The organism is Myxococcus sp. CA023 (assembly GCF_010998615.1).
Taxonomy (GTDB): domain Bacteria; phylum Myxococcota; class Myxococcia; order Myxococcales; family Myxococcaceae; genus Myxococcus.
In genome coordinates this window covers 1-15,174 of sequence record NZ_JAAEAH010000006.1, presented here as the reverse complement: position 1 = coordinate 15,174, position 15,174 = coordinate 1, and the positions used below count along the sequence as shown (strand labels likewise).

Below are 15,174 nucleotides of genomic sequence, written 5' to 3'. Positions count from 1 at the left end.
CGTTCACCGTTCGGCCCCAGCAAGATTCGGGCACTGGACAAGACGAGCCCGGCCGCCAGGTGTACGACCTGGGAGGCCGGGCTCTTGCCGCCGCCAACCGCGATTAATAGGTGGGGACGTCGACCGCCACGTCCTCGGGCAGGCCGTTGGTATGAACATCGCGCCGCTTCCCCAGCATGCGCTTGAGGCTCGTCTCCAACCGGTCACGCGATGCGTCGATGGCGGGGAACAACGAGTCCGCCGTCTCCGTCACATGCACCGAGGAGAGCCCGGGCAGTCGCACCGTGACCCGGCATTCCTTGTCCATGCCGCCCTTGGGCCCGTTGGTGTCCACCAGCGAGATGTCGATTTCCGCTGCCTCGTCATCCGCGAACCGTTCGATATGGCGCACCAGGTGTTCGTCGACATACGACTTGAGAGCATCCGACAGGTTCAGGTGCACTCCACGCAGCAACACCTTCATGGCATTTCCTCCGAGCCCAAAGATGGGCAGCCTGACGCCCGGTGGTGAGCCACCCCCTGCCCATTAATGGAGCCCGCATGGCGCTCCCCTGCTCTCCGGCCGGCTGGGCAGCGAAGCGCTCGCATCCGGGAAGGACGAATCCCCACCGCCGCGCGGGTTTCTCAAGGGCATGGGCGCCGAACGAATCAAGGTCTTGCTGGTCGAGGACGACGGGGACAGCCGGGAGCTGCTGGCGGAGCTGCTGGAGTCGGAGTTCGACGTGAAGACGGCCACGGATGGCCTGGCCGGCCTCAAGATGTTCGAGGCCGAGCACCCGGACGTGGTGGTGACGGACGAATCCCTCCCAGGCATGTGCGGCACCGAGCTCGCGCAGAAGGTCAAGGAGCGCGAACCCCGGGCCCGCGTCATCCTCGTGTCCGGTTACACACAGGTGCAGGGCTCCGAACACTGTGACGTGGTGCTGCGCAAGCCCATCGACGTGGAGCGCCTCAGCGCCGCGGTATGCAGGCTGGGCGACGAAGCGCGACACTGAACGAAGTGTCGGGCCCCGGGTGCCGTCCACGGAACCCAGACCTACTATTTCCCTCCAGACACCCACGGGCAGGAGGGACGGCGATGAAATACTGTGCGAGGTGCGGCTCCGAGTATCAGGACGGCGTCAATGCGTGCGCTGACTGTCCAGGCAACCCGCTCCTCGTGAGCGCGGAGGAGATGCGCAGCAGGGGGCTGCCGCTCCCGCATGAGCTGGATACCCGCATCTTCGTCCGGGCTGGCTCCGCGGAGGACCCCTTCTCCGCCGAGGTCTACGCGCAGCTCATCCAGGACGCGAACATCCCCGTCCTGGTGCGCGCTGGCCGCTCGGGCGTCGTGGACAAGCTGACCACCGGCAACGTGCTGCCCTGGTGGGAAATCCACGTCCCCGCCGACCAGCAGGTCCGGGCCGCGACGCTGATTGAGCAGGAGCGCCTGCGGGAGTTGGCCACGAACGACGAGGCCGCCGCCGCCGCCGAGGCCGAGGAGCGGGAGACCGAATCCCCCGCCGCCGAGGCCGAGGAGCGGGAGACCGAATCCCCCGCCGCGCCGCCACCGGCCTACTGAACGCGCTCAGGGTACCGGGCGCGCCACCGAGCCGCCGCTCGCCACATCGGGGCGGCGCGGCTCGAAGAGGCTGACGCCCGTCACCTTCCACTTCGAGTAACGGCCATTGCGGGCCAGGAACGTCTCCAGGTCCTCGTCCACCACACGATTGTAGCCGCCGCGTGAGGCGTGGCGCAGGTACGTGCGCTTCTTGCGCTGCACCACGAAGCCCAGGTGGGTGATGCGGGTGGCCTTCAGCGGCAGGTCTTCGCGCATCACCACCAGGATGGTGCCCGAGGGGATGTCGCGCGCGTGCGCCATCACCCGCTCCAGGGGCAACATGTTCAGCGGGTACGTGCCCACCACCTGCTGCGCCTTGGGCAGGCCCAGCGCCTGCGACGAGCGCGACTGCCAGGTGACCTTCGTCAGCGACTTCGTCACCGTGACGGCGTCATCCCCCGCGTAGCGCCGCGTCACGTCCGTCAGGAAGCCCTTGCGGATGTTGTTGGGCAGCCACTGCGCCTCCATGAGGTGGTTGCGGTCCTCATAGGTGGGCGAGCTCGCGTAGCGGATGCGCTCGAGCAGCGGCGCCACCTCGTCCTCGCTGCCCGCGAGGCTCAGCGCCATCGACTGCTCCACGAAGGTGAGGCAGTCCACCGCGTCCAGCCGGAAGGTGGGGTCGGGGTCCACGCCCTGGCCCTCGCCCAGCGGCGACAGGACATAGGGCGTGTTGATGAAGCGCTCGCTCATCCGCAGCAGTCGCCCGATCAGCGGCGCGTCCGCGTCCTCCGACACGAGCGCGGCGCGCGCCTCCGCGCTGAGCCCCACCCAGCCATTGGGCTTCACCGGCCGGGCCGTGGCGAGCTGCTTGGACGCCGAGGGCGACTCCAGGAGCGCTTCGGCACCGGGCCGGGCATCCACGTCCTCCGGGGGCGTGGGGACCGCGGGCGCCTGCGACAGCAGGGCCGCGGCCAGGACCGCGACGACCTTCATTGCGCGACACCCGCCTTGCGGAGGATGGCCTTGCGCCGGTCGTCACGCAGTTGGAGCGTCTCCAGCTCCCGCTCGTACGCGAGCTTCTCGTCGGACTTCGCGTTCCACGACGCCAGCACCAGCCACTCCAACATCGACGCGTCCCCGCCCTCGTGGAGGATGCGGGCGGCGCTGGCGGCCAGCGCGCGGTCCTTGTCCTCCAGCAGCGGCTTGAGCGCGGGCGAAGCCTTCTTCGCGCTGACGCCTTCGTAGAGCTCCAGGCCCTGCCGGCGCACGAAGCGGTCGTCCGAGCCGAGCAGCTTCCCCGCGAAGGCGAAGCCCTCCGGCGAGCCCAGCCGGCACAGGCCGCGCGCCGCCGCGAAGCGGGTGCTCTCCGAATCGCTGGCGAGGAACTCCTTGAGGGCCGGCGCCTGCTTGGCGTCCCCGGCCTCCCCCGCGGCGGCGAGCAGGGCCGCGCGCACCTCCAGCTCCGGCTCCTTCCGGGCGGTCTTCACCAGCAGGGCGCCCATCTTCGGATTGCGTGAGGCGCCCAGGGCCCGCGCCGCCTCGCGGCGGACCCCGCTGCTCTTGTCCTCCAGCAGCGGCACCAGCACCTGGGTGAGCCGGCTGTTGAGCTTCGCCAGGCCCTGCGCGGCATACATCCGCACCGCGCTGTCCTCATCCGACGCCAGGCCCGCAAGGGTGGGCTCGGCGGCGCGCGTTCCCAGCCCCGCAAGCACCGCAGTGAGGTTGCGGCGCAGGCGCTCCTCGTGGACGGTGCGCAGCGTGGTGGCGATTTCCCGGGCAGCGTAGGCCTCCTCGCGCAGGAAACGCAGGCGGGAGACGGCCGCGGGGACGGCGCCCCCCTGCACCACGGTCTGGATGACCGCGTCCGTGTCCGCGCGCCGGGAGTTCCGTTTGGCGGCGGACGCGGGTCCGGACAGGGCGGTCCAGGGGAGGAGCAGCGAGAGCAGGAGGACGAGGCGGACGGACGGAGGCACGGGCCCCCGACGATGGCAAGGGCGGCGCCGGCCGTCAAAGTCCCGCCACATGCCCGGTCCCCCGGCCGCCACGTCTGCCCGATTCTTGACCCTCCAGGGGGCGATTGATACGACCGCCAGGTTTCACCTCTCTCTCAAGGCGCCACCCTATGAAGAAGCTGATGGCGTTGGTGGCGGTGTCGGGGACGCTCACCGCGTGCGGCCCCGTGAAGTCCACCGCGAACATCCTCGACGCTGAAGTGCAGATTCAGGCCGCGCGCACCGCTGGGGCGGAGAAGCTCGCGCCCTACGAGTGGACCGCCGCCAACCTGTACATCGGCAAGGCCCGCGAGGAGGTGGGGTACTCCGACTATCAAGCCGGCGTCGACTTCGCCGTGAAGGCCTCCCGCTACGCCAACGAGGCCCGCGAGAAGGCCATGGCCGTGGCCGGAAGCAGCGACCCCGGCGGCCGTACTCCGAACCCGTGATGACCGAGCGCTTCCCGATGACGCGTCCTTCCCTGGTCACGCTGCTTCCCCTCCTCTTCTCCCTCTCCTGTGTCAGCGGCAGCAAGATTCGCGCGGACACGGAGGTGCTCGCGGCCAACGTGGAGCGCGCCCGCCGTAGCGGCGCCCTGCGCTGCGCGCCCGTGGAGCTGGCCACCGCCGAGGCCCACCTCGACTTCGCCCGTGGCGAGTTGAGCCAGGGCAACAGCGGCCGTGCCGACACCCACGCGCGCACCGCCGACGCCGCGGTGAACCGCGCGCTGGAGCTCTCCAAGAACTGTGGCCCGCGCCAGGTGCTGGTCCGCGACCGGCCGGAGGCCTCGCAGCCGCAACAGCCCCAGCAGCCGCAACAGCCGCAAGTGGTGGTCCGTATCGAGGAGACGGACAGCGACGGCGACGGCATCCTGGACAAGGACGACCCCTGCCCCGACCAGGCCGAGGACATGGACGGGTTCCAGGACGAGGACGGCTGCCCCGACCCGGACAACGACAACGACGGCGTGCTGGACGGCAACGACAAGTGCCCTCTCACCCCCGGCGTGCCGGAGAACCAGGGCTGCCCGGCCGAGGCGCCCAAGGACCGCGACGGCGACGGCATCATCGACTCCGAGGACAAGTGCCCCGACCAGGCCGAGGACAAGGACGGCTTCCAGGACGAGGACGGCTGCCCCGACCTGGACAACGACAGCGACGGCATCGTCGACACGGCCGACAAGTGCCCCAACGAGGCTGGCCCCATGCAGAACCTGGGCTGCCCCATCGTCGACAAGGACGGTGACGGCATCCTCGACGTGGACGACAAGTGCCCGGACGAGCCCGAGGACAAGGACGGCTTCCAGGACGAGGACGGCTGCCCCGACCTGGACAATGATGGCGACGGTACGCCGGACGTCCAGGACAAGTGCCCGAACGAGGCCGGCCCGGCGGAGAACGGCGGCTGCCCGGACAAGGACACCGACGGTGACGGCATCGTGGACCGGCTGGATGCATGCCCCGAGGAGCCGGGCGTCCAGGAGGAGCGCGGCTGCGCCAAGCAGTACAAGATGGTCGTCATCAAGCGCGACCGGATTGAAATCAAGAAGCAGATCCTCTTCAGCTCCGGCTCGCACAAGATCTACGGCAAGCAGAGCACCGCGGTGCTCGACGACGTGGCGCAGGCCATGCGCGACGCGCCGTGGATCAAGCGCATCCGCATCGAGGGCCACACCGACTCGATGGGCAACGACGCCTCCAACCTGCGGCTGTCCCAGCGCCGCGCGGACGCGGTCATGGCGCAACTCATCCGCCGCGGCATCGACCCGGGCCGCGTCCAGGCCGTGGGCTTTGGCGAGACGCAGCCCATTGCCCCCAACAGCACCAAGACGGGCCGCGCGATGAACCGCCGGACCGAGTTCAAGGTGGCGGAGTAGCAGCCGCCCTGCCCCGGCCGCACCTGGCCGGGGCACGACGCACCAGACGCCTCCGGGGCCTCGCGCCCGCGGAGGCGTCGTCGTTTCGGGGCTCAGCCGTCCTTGAGCAGCTCGTGGAGGACCTCGGTGGCATACGCGCCCCGAGGCAACTCGAAGGTGAGCCAGAGGTCCTCACCGTCCGCCGTCTTCTCCGCGGTCAGCTCGGGCGAGCCCAGGCGGACGCGGTAGGGGCGGCGGCTGCCTTCCGTCTCACCACCGCCGCGCTTGAAGTCCTCCGGCGTGACGCCCGCTTCCGTCAGCAGCCGCGCCTCGAGCTCGGCCACGGCTCCGGCGGAGGCCGTCATCTTCGGCCCGAAGAGCGGGCCTGCCGGGCTCACCTCGAAAGCGGCCACGCGGGGGCCGTCCACCTCGGGTGACTCGCACACGAAGAGGCCGCCCGTCTCCTCCTTGCGCAGCACGTCGCCGGCGAGCGCGGTGGACAGCGTCCCCGCGTGCAGCCGCGCCGCCAGCGCCTGGTTGAAGAGGCGCGACTGGAAGGCGGACAGGTACAACTTGCGCTGGAAACGATCCGGCCGCTTCGGCAGCCGCTGGCCCAGCACCAGCAGCCGGCCCAGGTCGGCGTTGTCCCCTGCCCGGCCGAAGCGCTGCTCGCCGAAGTAGTTGGGCACGCCCTGCGCCACCAGCCGGGAGAACGTCTCCCGCGCCGCGCCGGAATCCTTCACGTCGCGCAGGCGCAGGCGGAAGCGGTTGCCCCGCAGGTGCCCGGTGCGGAGCTTGTTGCCGTGGCGCTTCGTCCACAGCACCTGGACGCCGTCCAGGGCGAACTCCGGCACCTTCGGCTCGGCGCGCGCGGGCACAGACACCAGTTGCCGAGTGATGGCGTGCCGGTCCTTCATCCCCGCCACGCCGATGTCGTCCTCGGACACGCCCAGCGACGCGGCCAGCGCGCGCACCAGCTCGCGCGTGTCACGGCCCCGCTTCTCCACCCAGAGGTAGAGGTGCTCGCCCTCGCCGGAAGGCAGGTAGGCGGGAACCTCCTCCACCTCGAAGTCCTCGGGAACCAACTTGAAGGCGCCCCCACAGCCGGGCACCTCCGCCGTCAGGCGCGGCCAACCAGAATCCGTCACGATACCTCGAGCGTGGACAGCAGTTCCTTCACGCGGCGGGCCAGGTCCTCGTCCGCGCGCGACTCCAGCAACTCACCGGCCTGGAAGAGCAGGAAGAACATCATGTCGCTGAGCGCCTGCCTGAAGGTCGCCAGGGGCTCACTGCCCAGCTGCGCGCGGTGGCGCTCGAAGCTCTCGATGAGCTTGCTCTCCGGGAGGCTGCCGTCCGGAGCGAAGGCCAGCCCCTCCAGCACCGGCGACGACGACAGGCCCTGACCGGAGAGGGCCGCGTTGGCCGCGGCGATGAACTCGCGATCCATGCCCTGCTTGGCCACCTCGTCGCGAATCTCACGGAAGATGAAGTTGAAGACGCGGGCCACCGGGCGCGGATCCACCGTCACCACCGGGCGCGCGGGCGCGCGGGCCGGGGCCTGCGCCGTGCGCTCGGACGGCTGGGGAATCGGCGCCGGGACGCCCGGGCCAGGAACCATCAGCGGCTTGTCCGTCACCGAGGCGAAGCCGCCCTCCAGCAGGCGGAAGACCACCTTCGTGACGTCGAACTCCGACAGGCGCGCTGCGTGCCCCAGCTCCAGAATCGTGCGCCGGCCGTCGAGCAGGCCCAGCACCCGGTCCTCGTCCTCCTCCAGCTTGCCGTCCGAGGCGCGCTTGCGCGTCACGTACAGTCGGCCGTGGGGGATGCGCTTCCGGAAGTGCGCCATCTCGTCAATCTTCCGGATGCTGTCCATCAGCAGGCTCTGCGTGGACAGCTGGATGATGTGACCGGACTTGTCCTCCACCGGATGGTCGATGAGGAAGAAGGTCCCCTCGCGGCACAGGACGATGGCGTGGAAGATTTCGCTCACCTGGTGGGTGATGCACTTGAAGAGGTCGTGCGACTTGAGCAGCTCCTTCTCCACCAGCGAGCGCCCCACCTTGGAGGGCGGCTGCTCACGCAGCGCCGCCTCCACCTGGGCGCGCTCCACGTAGCCCATCCGCACCAGCACCTCGCCCAGCCGGTCGGCCGGGTCGTCGGAGGAGGCGCCGCGCACCTCACCCTCGCGCAGGGTGACGGAGCGCTCTCCGCCCGGCGAGTGGACGCGCACCACGCCGCTCCAGCGCGACTGGCTGAGGAAGGCGATGAGGTCCGACAGCGGGAAGCCGCCCGCGTCCCCCGCCAGCACCACGCGCGGCAGCGGGATGGAGCCGCCCTCCGCGGGCGTGCGGGAGAACACCAGCAGGTCGGGCGCCGTCGCCATCAACGCGTACGTCCCCGAGCGCCCCGCCAGCGGTGAAGGCACATGCCGGTCCTCGGGGACGAGCTGCGCCGACGCGTCGATGCGGAAGCGGGGTGTCATGGCGGCGTCAGTCAGCCGCCCAAGCGTTCTTGTTGGCGGACCACTCCAGCTCGTCTTCCAGGCTGTGCGACAGCATCTCCGCCTCCACGAAGGACAGATCCAGCGCACGTCCGTTGAAGTACACAGAGGGCGTGCCGCTGATGCCCGCCGCGCGGCCCTGGCTGCGGTAGCCGTCCAGCTCTTCCTTATACGCGTCCGTCTTCAGGAGCGCCGCCAGCTTCGCGCCATCCAGGCCCAGCGACGTCGCCAGGGCGGCAATCGCATCGGGCTTGAGATTGGACTGGTGCTCGAAAAGGGCGTCGTGCATCTGCCAGAACTTGCCCTGATCCCTCGCCCACAGCGCCGCCTGGGCGGCCGGCTTCGCGTTGGGATGCATGGACAGGGGGAACGGCAGGTAGCAGAAGCGCACCTGCTGCGCGTGCTTCTTGGCGAAGGCCTCCAGCACCGGGCGGGCCTTGGCGCAATACGGGCACTCGAAGTCGGAGAACTCCACCACCGTCACCGGCGCGCCGGCCGGGCCCATGCACATCCGGTCATCCACCTTGAACTGCGCCCGCGGGTCGCGGAAGGCGGAGTAGTACGTCGACAGGGAGAGGATGACCTCGGTGGCCGGGCTGCCCTCGGACACCCTGCGCGCGGCCAGCTGCGCCATGCGCCGGGCGTGCTTGCAGGGAGTGTGCGACTTCAGACAGGCGCCCAGCGTGTGAGGGCAGCCGCAGTAGCAGAACTCGTCATTGAAGACCGTGCCCAACTCCCGCTTCGCCGTGGGCGACAGCGAGGAGAAGTCCATGCCCGGGATGCCCGACACGGCCGCGGCCGGGTCCACGGGCGCGGCGACGGGCTCGGCCGGGGCCGGAGCGGCGGAAGCCTGCGGGGCGGGCGACGCCGACTGCCCCCCCGTCGGGGCCGCGCTCTCGGGATTCTTGCACCCCGGGGCTGTCAGGACCGCGACGGCCAGCAGGGGAACGACACGCTTCCAGCAGAAAAGGAGCACGCGGCGGGTCTTAGCGACGCGCGCGGGGCTTGTAAAGCAACGCCAGCCTTGGCAGGGAAGCGCCTGTTCATCATGCCCAGAGTCCTGTTGCTGCATACCGGGGGTACGCTCGGAATGGCCGGGGGGCGCCCGTCCGCCCTGAAGCCCGCGGCCTTCTTCAAGACACTCAAGGCCCGCGTGCCGGAGCTGTTCGAGCTGGCCGACATCGAGCTGGAGCTGTTCAGCAACCTGGACAGCTCGGAGATGCAGCCGGAGCTCTGGAGCCGGATGGCCGCGCACCTCCATGCGCGCCTGCCCCACTTCGACGGGGCCGTGGTGACCCACGGCACGGACACGCTCGCCTACACCGCGAGCGCCCTCTCCTTCATGTTGCGCAACCCGCCCTGCCCCGTGGTGTTGACGGGTTCGCAGCGGCCGTTGGGCAAGATTCGCTCGGACGCGCGGCTCAACCTCATCGACGCGGTGCTGTCCGCGCTGCACGGGCCCCGCGAGGTCACCATCTGCTTCGACTCGCGCCTGTACCGGGGCAACCGGGCGCGCAAGGTGAAGGTGTCCGAGTACGACGCCTTCGACAGCCCCAACTTCCCCGTGCTGGGCACGCTGGGCGTGGACACCACCTTCGAGCCGGGCCTCAAGCCCCGCGGGGCCTTCCGCCTCTATGAGCGGTTGGATGCCAAGGTCTTCCTCCTCAAGGTGTACCCGGGGCTGGACCCTGCGCTGCCGCTCCAGTTGCTACCGCACGTCCGGGGACTGGTGCTGGAGGCCTACGGGGCAGGTAACTTCCCCATCGCCCCGGAGCTGGGGCGCTCGCTGACGCCGCTCTTCCTCCAGGCGCGCGAGCGGGGCGTCCCGGTGGTGGTGGTGAGCCAGGCGCACCGGAATGGCGTGGACCTCTCATTGTATGAGTCCGGGGCGGCGGCACTGGAGGCCGGGGCGATGGGCGGCGCGGACATGACGCCGTCGGCGGCCCTGGTGAAGCTGATGCAGGGGCTGGCCTACCACTCCGGCTCGTCCGGAGCCCTGGCGCGCTACATCCAGGGCCCGGTGGCCGGAGAATTGACCGTCGGAAGGCCGACAGTCGCTCCGGAGGCCCCCGCCGGCCCCCCCGCCACTCGGCGGCCCCGAGGAGAGTAGTGGAGAGTCGGGCAGTATGCTTGCCGCCGCGAAAAGGCGGCCCGTAAGATGGGTGCCGCGATGTCCGAGGAGAAAACTTCCGTCCATTCGATTTCGGACCTGCTGGGCAGTGCCCAGCAGCAGAGCGCCTATCTGATCGTCATCAGCGCCAAGTCCGCGGCGGGCATCGGGCGCATGTTCAAGCTGGACCGCTCCGAAGTCGTCCTGGGGCGCAGCTCCGAGGCGCAGTTCCAGGTCGAGGATGACGGCATCTCCCGCAAGCACGCCAAGGTGGTGGCGCTGGGAGACGGCCGGTTCCAGTTGGTGGACCTGGCCAGCACGAACGGGACGTACCTCAACGGCCTGAAGGTCAACGCCGCCCCGCTCTACGACGGCGACAAGATCCAGATCGGCTCCAACACCGTCCTCAAGTTCTCCATCCAGGACGCGCTGGAGGAGCAGTACCAGCGCAGCATCTATGAGTCCGCCACGCGTGACGGCCTCACCCGCGTCTACAACAAGAAGTACTTCCTGGAGACGGTGCGCAAGGAGTTCAGCTACTGCCTGCGCCACCGGGTGCCGCTGTCGCTGGTCCTCTTCGACGTGGACCACTTCAAGAAGATCAACGACGCGTATGGCCACCCGGCCGGTGACTACGTGCTGACGCGCATCGCCCAGCGGGTGAGCGACACGGTGCGCACCGAGGACCTGCTCGCGCGCTACGGCGGCGAGGAGTTCGCGCTGATGCTGCGCGAGTCCGCCGAGGACCAGGCCCTGGCGTGCGCGGAGCGCTGCCGGTACGCCGTGGACAAGGCCGACTTCGTCTTCAGTGGCACGCCCATCAAGGTGACCATCAGCCTGGGCGTGGCCACGCTGCTGGACTCGGACTTCTCCCAGCCCGAGGACCTCATCGCCGCGGCGGACAAGTACCTGTACCGGGCCAAGCGCGCGGGCCGGAACCGCGTGGACGCGAAGGCCATCAGCGGGCTCTGAGTTTCGGGCGCGGCCCCCCCGCGCCTACTGGCCGAAGCCCAGTCGCCGTAGCGCCTCGCGCGATACGTGCTTCACATGGGAATCCGGGTCGCGCGCCGCTGCGTCCGATAGCGCGGCCGCCGCCTGCGCTCCACCAATCCGGCCCAGGGCCATTGCCGCGGCCACCCGCACAGCGGCCTCCGTGTCCTCCCGCAGGCACCCGGCCAGCGCCTTCACATGTGACGCGCGGCCAATCTGCTCCAGTGCCTCGGCGGCGACGGTGCGCACCATCACATGGTCCGACTCCAGCAGCATCGCGGCCTCATCGCCTCGGGACGTCTGCCGTTGAAGCGTCAGCAACTCCAGTGCGGCGCTCACCACCTCGGGAGCCCCGTCCCTCAGCGCACGCGACGTGGCCTCCGGCACTCCCGGCTGCCGCGTCGTCAAACCGCTCAAGGCCCGCACGGCCCCTGCCCGCAGCAGCGGCTGCGCATCTGTCAGAAACGGCTCCACCGAGGACACCCGGTCCCGAGCCCCCTCGCCACAGTCCGCCAGCTGTGCCAGCGCGGCCCCTCGGACGGATGCGGCCAGCGCCTTGTCCCGAGCCGTCCCCAGGAAGAACGCCACACACCCCTTCTCCCTCGCCATGGCCTCCAGCCACGGCCGAGCCTGCATCGCGTCACTCGACTCGATGCGCCGCTCCGCCGCCGTGCGCAGCGGGACACCTTCCGCCTCGGCCAGCGCCCGCGCCGCATCCCGGCGCACCCATCGATCCGAATCGCCGAGCGCCCGCTCCAGCTCCCGCATCGCCAGCGGCCCATACACTCGCAACGACTCCACCGCACGTCGGCGCTGAAGGGGATCCGCCACGGTCAGCTCCGGCTGCATCCCCTCCAGCTCCTTCGAATACACAGCGAAGAGCCGGTTGATGCGCGCCTCCTCCGCGGGCTTCGCCTCATCCAGCAGCATCCGTCCCACCGACGACCGGCTGCGCCCGGCCACCACCTTGAGCGCGCTGGCGCTGACCGCATCCACGCTCTCCGGCCGCGTCGCCATGGCGTCCAGAAGGACGCGTGCGGGCTTGCGGCTCAGGAACCCGGCCAGGTGGGCCAGCGCCGAGCTCCGAACCGCCAGGTCCTCCGCGTACAGCTCCAACTCCAGCGCCTCGCGAATGGCCTCCCGCCGCCCCCACACGCGGGCCGCGGCATTGGCGCCGCGAGGTCCGGCATCTCGCAGGAACTTCGCGGAGGAAGCCCCGGCCTCCGCCGCGGCGCGAGCCGCCGTCAGACACGCAGTCAGGTTGGACGACACCGGCTCCTCCATGACCCAATCCGCCAGGGCCCGGCGATCCGTGACGCCCTGCCGCCTGGCATCCGCGCGCACCGCCGCCCACCTCACCCGCCAGTCCGGGTCCTTCATGGCGGAGACGAGCGGCGCACGAGGAATGGGCCGCTGCCCCGCCAAGCCCTGCACCCAGGAATCCACGCGGCCACCCGGCAGGCAGCTATTGCAAGTCCGGGCGCGCAGGGACGGATCCGTCACGTGCCGTTGGCAGGACATCCAGCATTCTCGGGTCGGGGTCCCACCTTGCTGCTGGCCGGTCGTCAGGAGTACCACCAGGAGGAGGGCTGGGCTCACGAGACGGACAGTGTAGTCCATCCGACTTAGCGTTTTCGTCCAGCGTCCTTGCGTTTTCCCTCCCAGTGGGTCATACCCGCTGCCCCTTTTGATCTACACCCACATCTACGTACGGCGGAAGGAGGTGACTGCATGCCCGGTATCCGAGTGAAGGAAGGAGAGTCCATTGAGAGCGCCCTCAAGCGCTTCAAGAAGGCCACCGAGAAGGCTGGAATCCTTTCCGAGATCCGTAAGCGCGAGCACTACGAGAAGCCTTCCGTGAAGCGGAAGAAGAAGGCCCTCGCCGCCAAGAAGCGCGCTGTGAAGAAGGCCCGCAAGTCGTTCTAGGCGCGTGCCTCGCGCGTGGAGCCGGGGCGCCACCGATGTCAGGTGCCCTGGCTCCCGCCGTCGAAGTCCCCCTGAACAACGCCTTACCCTCCTGGAGTTGCGACCATGGCCACCCTGAAGGAGCGGATCGACGCGGACCTGAAGGACGCGATGCGGTCCAAGAACGAGCTGACGCTCAGCGTGCTGCGGATGCTCAAGAGCGCGGTGAAGTACAAGGAAGTGGAGCCCGGCGCGTCCGCCCTGGATGACGCGGGAATCCTCACCGTCATCGCCGGCCTCATCAAGCAGCGCCGCGACTCCGTGGAGCAGTTCAAGTCGGGTGGCCGCCCGGAGCTGGCGGAGAAGGAAGAGGCTGAAATCAGCATCCTCCAGAACTACCTGCCCAAGCAGCTGACCGCCGACGAGCTGGCCGCCGAGGTCCGCGCCGCCATCGCCGAGACGGGCGCCAAGGGGCCCAAGGACATGGGCGCGGTGATGAAGAACCTGAACGCCAAGATTCACGGCAAGGCGGAAGGCCGAGCCATCTCCGAGGCCGTGAAGTCGGAGCTCGCGAAGCTCTCCTGAGCATTCCACCGTTCTGAGGTCAGCGCTGGCGCTGTCGGGAAACCGGCGGCGCCTTTGCATTGAAGGGCTGGACAGGGATGCGGAAACTTGCTCCCTCGGCCCCTCGTCATTAAGTGCCTGGGTCAGTCCCGCCGTGCCACCCCGCTCCCCCCAGCGGAAGTCGCGTGCAGGGGCCTCAGGAGTCCACCCCATGCCGCAATCACTCCCTCCCCTCGCGAGCGCTCCGGCTTCTGCCCCCATGGGGATGATCCGCCAGGTCGGCCGGTGGGCAGGCGACGTCAGCCCTGTCGGGCAGGATGCAGGGGCTGGGCCCGCCCAGGGGTGGGCCAGGGGGTGGGAGTCGTGATTCCTGAGCACAAGATCCAGGAGGTCCTCGAACGGGTGGACCTCGTCGGGCTCATCTCCCGGCATGTCGACCTGAAGAAGGCCGGGCGCGAATGGAAGGCCTGCTGTCCCTTCCATCAGGAGAAGACACCCTCGTTCTACGTGGTGCCGGAGAAGCGCTTCTATTTCTGCCATGGCTGCCGCGCGAGCGGTGACGCGGTGTCCTTCGTGCAGCGCTACCTGGGCAAGACGTTCCTGGACGCGGTGCGGGACCTGGCGCGCGACCTCGGCGTGGACCTGGAGGCCGAGCAGGACCCCAGCATGCGGGAGCGGCAGCAAATCAAGGAGGCCACGGACCAGGCCGCCGAGCACTTCCGCGCCATGCTGTGGCAGCAGGACGAAGGCCGCTCCGCCCGCGCCTACGTCGCCAGCCGCGGCGTCTCCGAAGAGACGGCCATTTCGTTCGGCCTGGGCTGGGCGCCCCTCGAATGGGCCTCACTGACGGAGCGCTTCCAGAAGCTGGGCATGCTGGAGTGGGCGGCGAAGGCCGGCCTGGTCCTCAAGCGCAACAGCGGCGACGGCTTCTACGACTTCTTCCGCAGCCGAGTGATGGTGCCCATCCGCGCGCCGGAGGGCCGCCCCATCGCCTTCGGTGGCCGTCTGATTGGCGCGGATGAAGGGCCCAAGTACCTCAACTCGCGCGAGTCCCGGCTCTACAACAAGAGCGAGACGCTCTTCGGCATGGACCAGTCCCGCGACGAGATTCGCAAGCGCAAGGCCGCCGTGCTGGTGGAGGGCTACTTCGACGCCATTGGCCTGCACCAGGTGGGCGTGCGGCACGCGGTGGCGCTGTGCTCCACCAACCTCACCGCCGGACACATGCAGGTGCTGAAGCGCGCCGAGGCCCGCGAGCTGATTCTGCTGTTGGACGGAGACTCGGCCGGCCTTGCCGCTGTCGAACGGCTTGCCGGTCCCCTGCTCGCCGCGGGAGCGACCGCGCGAGTTGCCCTGCTGCCGCAAGGGGATGATCCAGACACCTTCGCGCGTCGGGAGGGCCAGGAGGGCGTGGAACGGCTGCTGGAAGGCGCCCACCCGCTCACTGGCCACCTGTTCGCCTCGCTCCTCCCGGAGGGCAAGGCCGCGAGCTTCGAGGAGAAGATGGCAGCGCTCGAGCGGCTCAAGCCGGTGGTGGGACAGGTCCCCGTGGGCCTGGTGCGCGCCACCCTCTTCAGCGCGGTGGCCGAGCACTTCGGCTGGCGGCCTGCGGACGTGGAGGCGGCCCTGCGCAGCAAGGTGCCCCTGCCCAAGCCCGCCGGCGGGGACGCACCTCCTTCGAGCCCCAACCGTCCCGCCCCGCCCCTGGAGAAGCCGCCC

16 protein-coding genes are annotated in these 15,174 nt (G+C 69.8%); 9 read left to right on the top strand and 7 right to left on the bottom strand.

Features of this window, described 5'->3' with window-relative positions; all coding sequences use genetic code 11:
- Window positions 1-103 precede the first annotated feature (103 nt).
- A complete protein-coding gene (gene raiA, locus F8M74_RS03395) occupies window positions 104-463 on the bottom strand; it encodes a ribosome-associated translation inhibitor RaiA (protein ID WP_011555159.1) in 360 nt (119 codons plus the stop codon).
- 169 nt (window positions 464-632) lie between these two features.
- Between raiA and F8M74_RS03390 the strand changes: the two genes are divergently transcribed.
- Together F8M74_RS03390 and F8M74_RS03385 are read left to right on the top strand one after the other, a co-directional pair.
- Window positions 633-995, top strand: a complete 363-nt coding sequence (locus F8M74_RS03390) for a response regulator (RefSeq protein ID WP_163884322.1) — start codon at window positions 633-635, stop codon at window positions 993-995.
- An 83-nt stretch (window positions 996-1,078) separates the two neighbouring features.
- Complete coding sequence (locus tag F8M74_RS03385) at window positions 1,079-1,561, top strand: DUF2007 domain-containing protein (RefSeq protein ID WP_141255863.1); 483 nt, start codon at window positions 1,079-1,081, stop codon at window positions 1,559-1,561.
- Window positions 1,562-1,567: 6 nt separating this feature from the next.
- On the opposite strand, the gene F8M74_RS03380 is transcribed toward F8M74_RS03385, so the two are convergent.
- Window positions 1,568-2,533, bottom strand: a complete 966-nt coding sequence (locus F8M74_RS03380; protein WP_141255861.1) for an N-acetylmuramoyl-L-alanine amidase-like domain-containing protein — start codon at window positions 2,531-2,533, stop codon at window positions 1,568-1,570.
- A complete protein-coding gene (locus F8M74_RS03375; RefSeq protein ID WP_141255859.1) occupies window positions 2,530-3,585 on the bottom strand; it encodes a HEAT repeat domain-containing protein in 1,056 nt (351 codons plus the stop codon). The genes F8M74_RS03380 and F8M74_RS03375 overlap by 4 nt, the downstream gene beginning before the upstream one ends.
- A 77-nt stretch (window positions 3,586-3,662) precedes the next feature.
- On the opposite strand from F8M74_RS03375, the gene F8M74_RS03370 reads away from it, so the two are divergent.
- Together F8M74_RS03370 and F8M74_RS03365 are read left to right on the top strand one after the other, a co-directional pair.
- Complete coding sequence (locus F8M74_RS03370) at window positions 3,663-3,980, top strand: DUF4398 domain-containing protein (protein WP_141255858.1); 318 nt, start codon at window positions 3,663-3,665, stop codon at window positions 3,978-3,980.
- A 17-nt stretch (window positions 3,981-3,997) separates the two neighbouring features.
- Window positions 3,998-5,407, top strand: a complete 1,410-nt coding sequence (locus F8M74_RS03365; protein ID WP_163884321.1) for an OmpA family protein — start codon at window positions 3,998-4,000, stop codon at window positions 5,405-5,407.
- Between the two features lie 92 nt (window positions 5,408-5,499).
- Here the strand turns inward: F8M74_RS03365 and truD are convergent, their stop codons facing one another.
- Genes truD through F8M74_RS03350 form a run of 3 tightly spaced genes read right to left on the bottom strand, consistent with a single transcriptional unit; the run spans window position 5,500 to window position 8,862 of the window.
- Entirely contained in the window at window positions 5,500-6,534 is a 1,035-nt protein-coding gene (gene truD, locus F8M74_RS03360; protein ID WP_141255854.1) for a tRNA pseudouridine(13) synthase TruD, read from the bottom strand.
- Window positions 6,531-7,868, bottom strand: coding sequence for a DUF4388 domain-containing protein (locus F8M74_RS03355; RefSeq protein ID WP_171410110.1), 1,338 nt, complete (start codon window positions 7,866-7,868; stop codon window positions 6,531-6,533). The genes truD and F8M74_RS03355 overlap by 4 nt, the downstream gene beginning before the upstream one ends.
- 7 nt (window positions 7,869-7,875) lie before the next feature.
- Window positions 7,876-8,862: a thioredoxin domain-containing protein gene (locus F8M74_RS03350; protein WP_141255850.1), complete on the bottom strand. Its 987-nt coding sequence runs from the start codon at window positions 8,860-8,862 to the stop codon at window positions 7,876-7,878.
- A 72-nt stretch (window positions 8,863-8,934) separates the two neighbouring features.
- On the opposite strand from F8M74_RS03350, the gene F8M74_RS03345 reads away from it, so the two are divergent.
- Together F8M74_RS03345 and F8M74_RS03340 are read left to right on the top strand one after the other, a co-directional pair.
- Window positions 8,935-9,996: an asparaginase gene (locus F8M74_RS03345; RefSeq protein ID WP_141255848.1), complete on the top strand. Its 1,062-nt coding sequence runs from the start codon at window positions 8,935-8,937 to the stop codon at window positions 9,994-9,996.
- A gap of 60 nt (window positions 9,997-10,056) precedes the next feature.
- Window positions 10,057-10,968 (top strand): GGDEF domain-containing protein, encoded by a 912-nt coding sequence (locus F8M74_RS03340; RefSeq protein WP_026114337.1) that lies wholly within the window; start codon window positions 10,057-10,059, stop codon window positions 10,966-10,968.
- 24 nt (window positions 10,969-10,992) lie between these two features.
- On the opposite strand, the gene F8M74_RS03335 is transcribed toward F8M74_RS03340, so the two are convergent.
- Window positions 10,993-12,606: a HEAT repeat domain-containing protein gene (locus F8M74_RS03335; RefSeq protein WP_141255846.1), complete on the bottom strand. Its 1,614-nt coding sequence runs from the start codon at window positions 12,604-12,606 to the stop codon at window positions 10,993-10,995.
- A gap of 111 nt (window positions 12,607-12,717) precedes the next feature.
- On the opposite strand from F8M74_RS03335, the gene rpsU reads away from it, so the two are divergent.
- From rpsU to dnaG, 3 genes are all read left to right on the top strand, one after another.
- Window positions 12,718-12,912: a 30S ribosomal protein S21 gene (gene rpsU / locus F8M74_RS03330; protein ID WP_002614080.1), complete on the top strand. Its 195-nt coding sequence runs from the start codon at window positions 12,718-12,720 to the stop codon at window positions 12,910-12,912.
- A 105-nt stretch (window positions 12,913-13,017) separates the two neighbouring features.
- Window positions 13,018-13,476: a GatB/YqeY domain-containing protein gene (locus F8M74_RS03325; RefSeq protein ID WP_141255844.1), complete on the top strand. Its 459-nt coding sequence runs from the start codon at window positions 13,018-13,020 to the stop codon at window positions 13,474-13,476.
- Window positions 13,477-13,809: 333 nt separating this feature from the next.
- A partial coding sequence (gene dnaG, locus F8M74_RS03320; RefSeq protein ID WP_205604096.1) for a DNA primase occupies window positions 13,810-15,174 on the top strand: 1,365 nt, incomplete at its 3' end.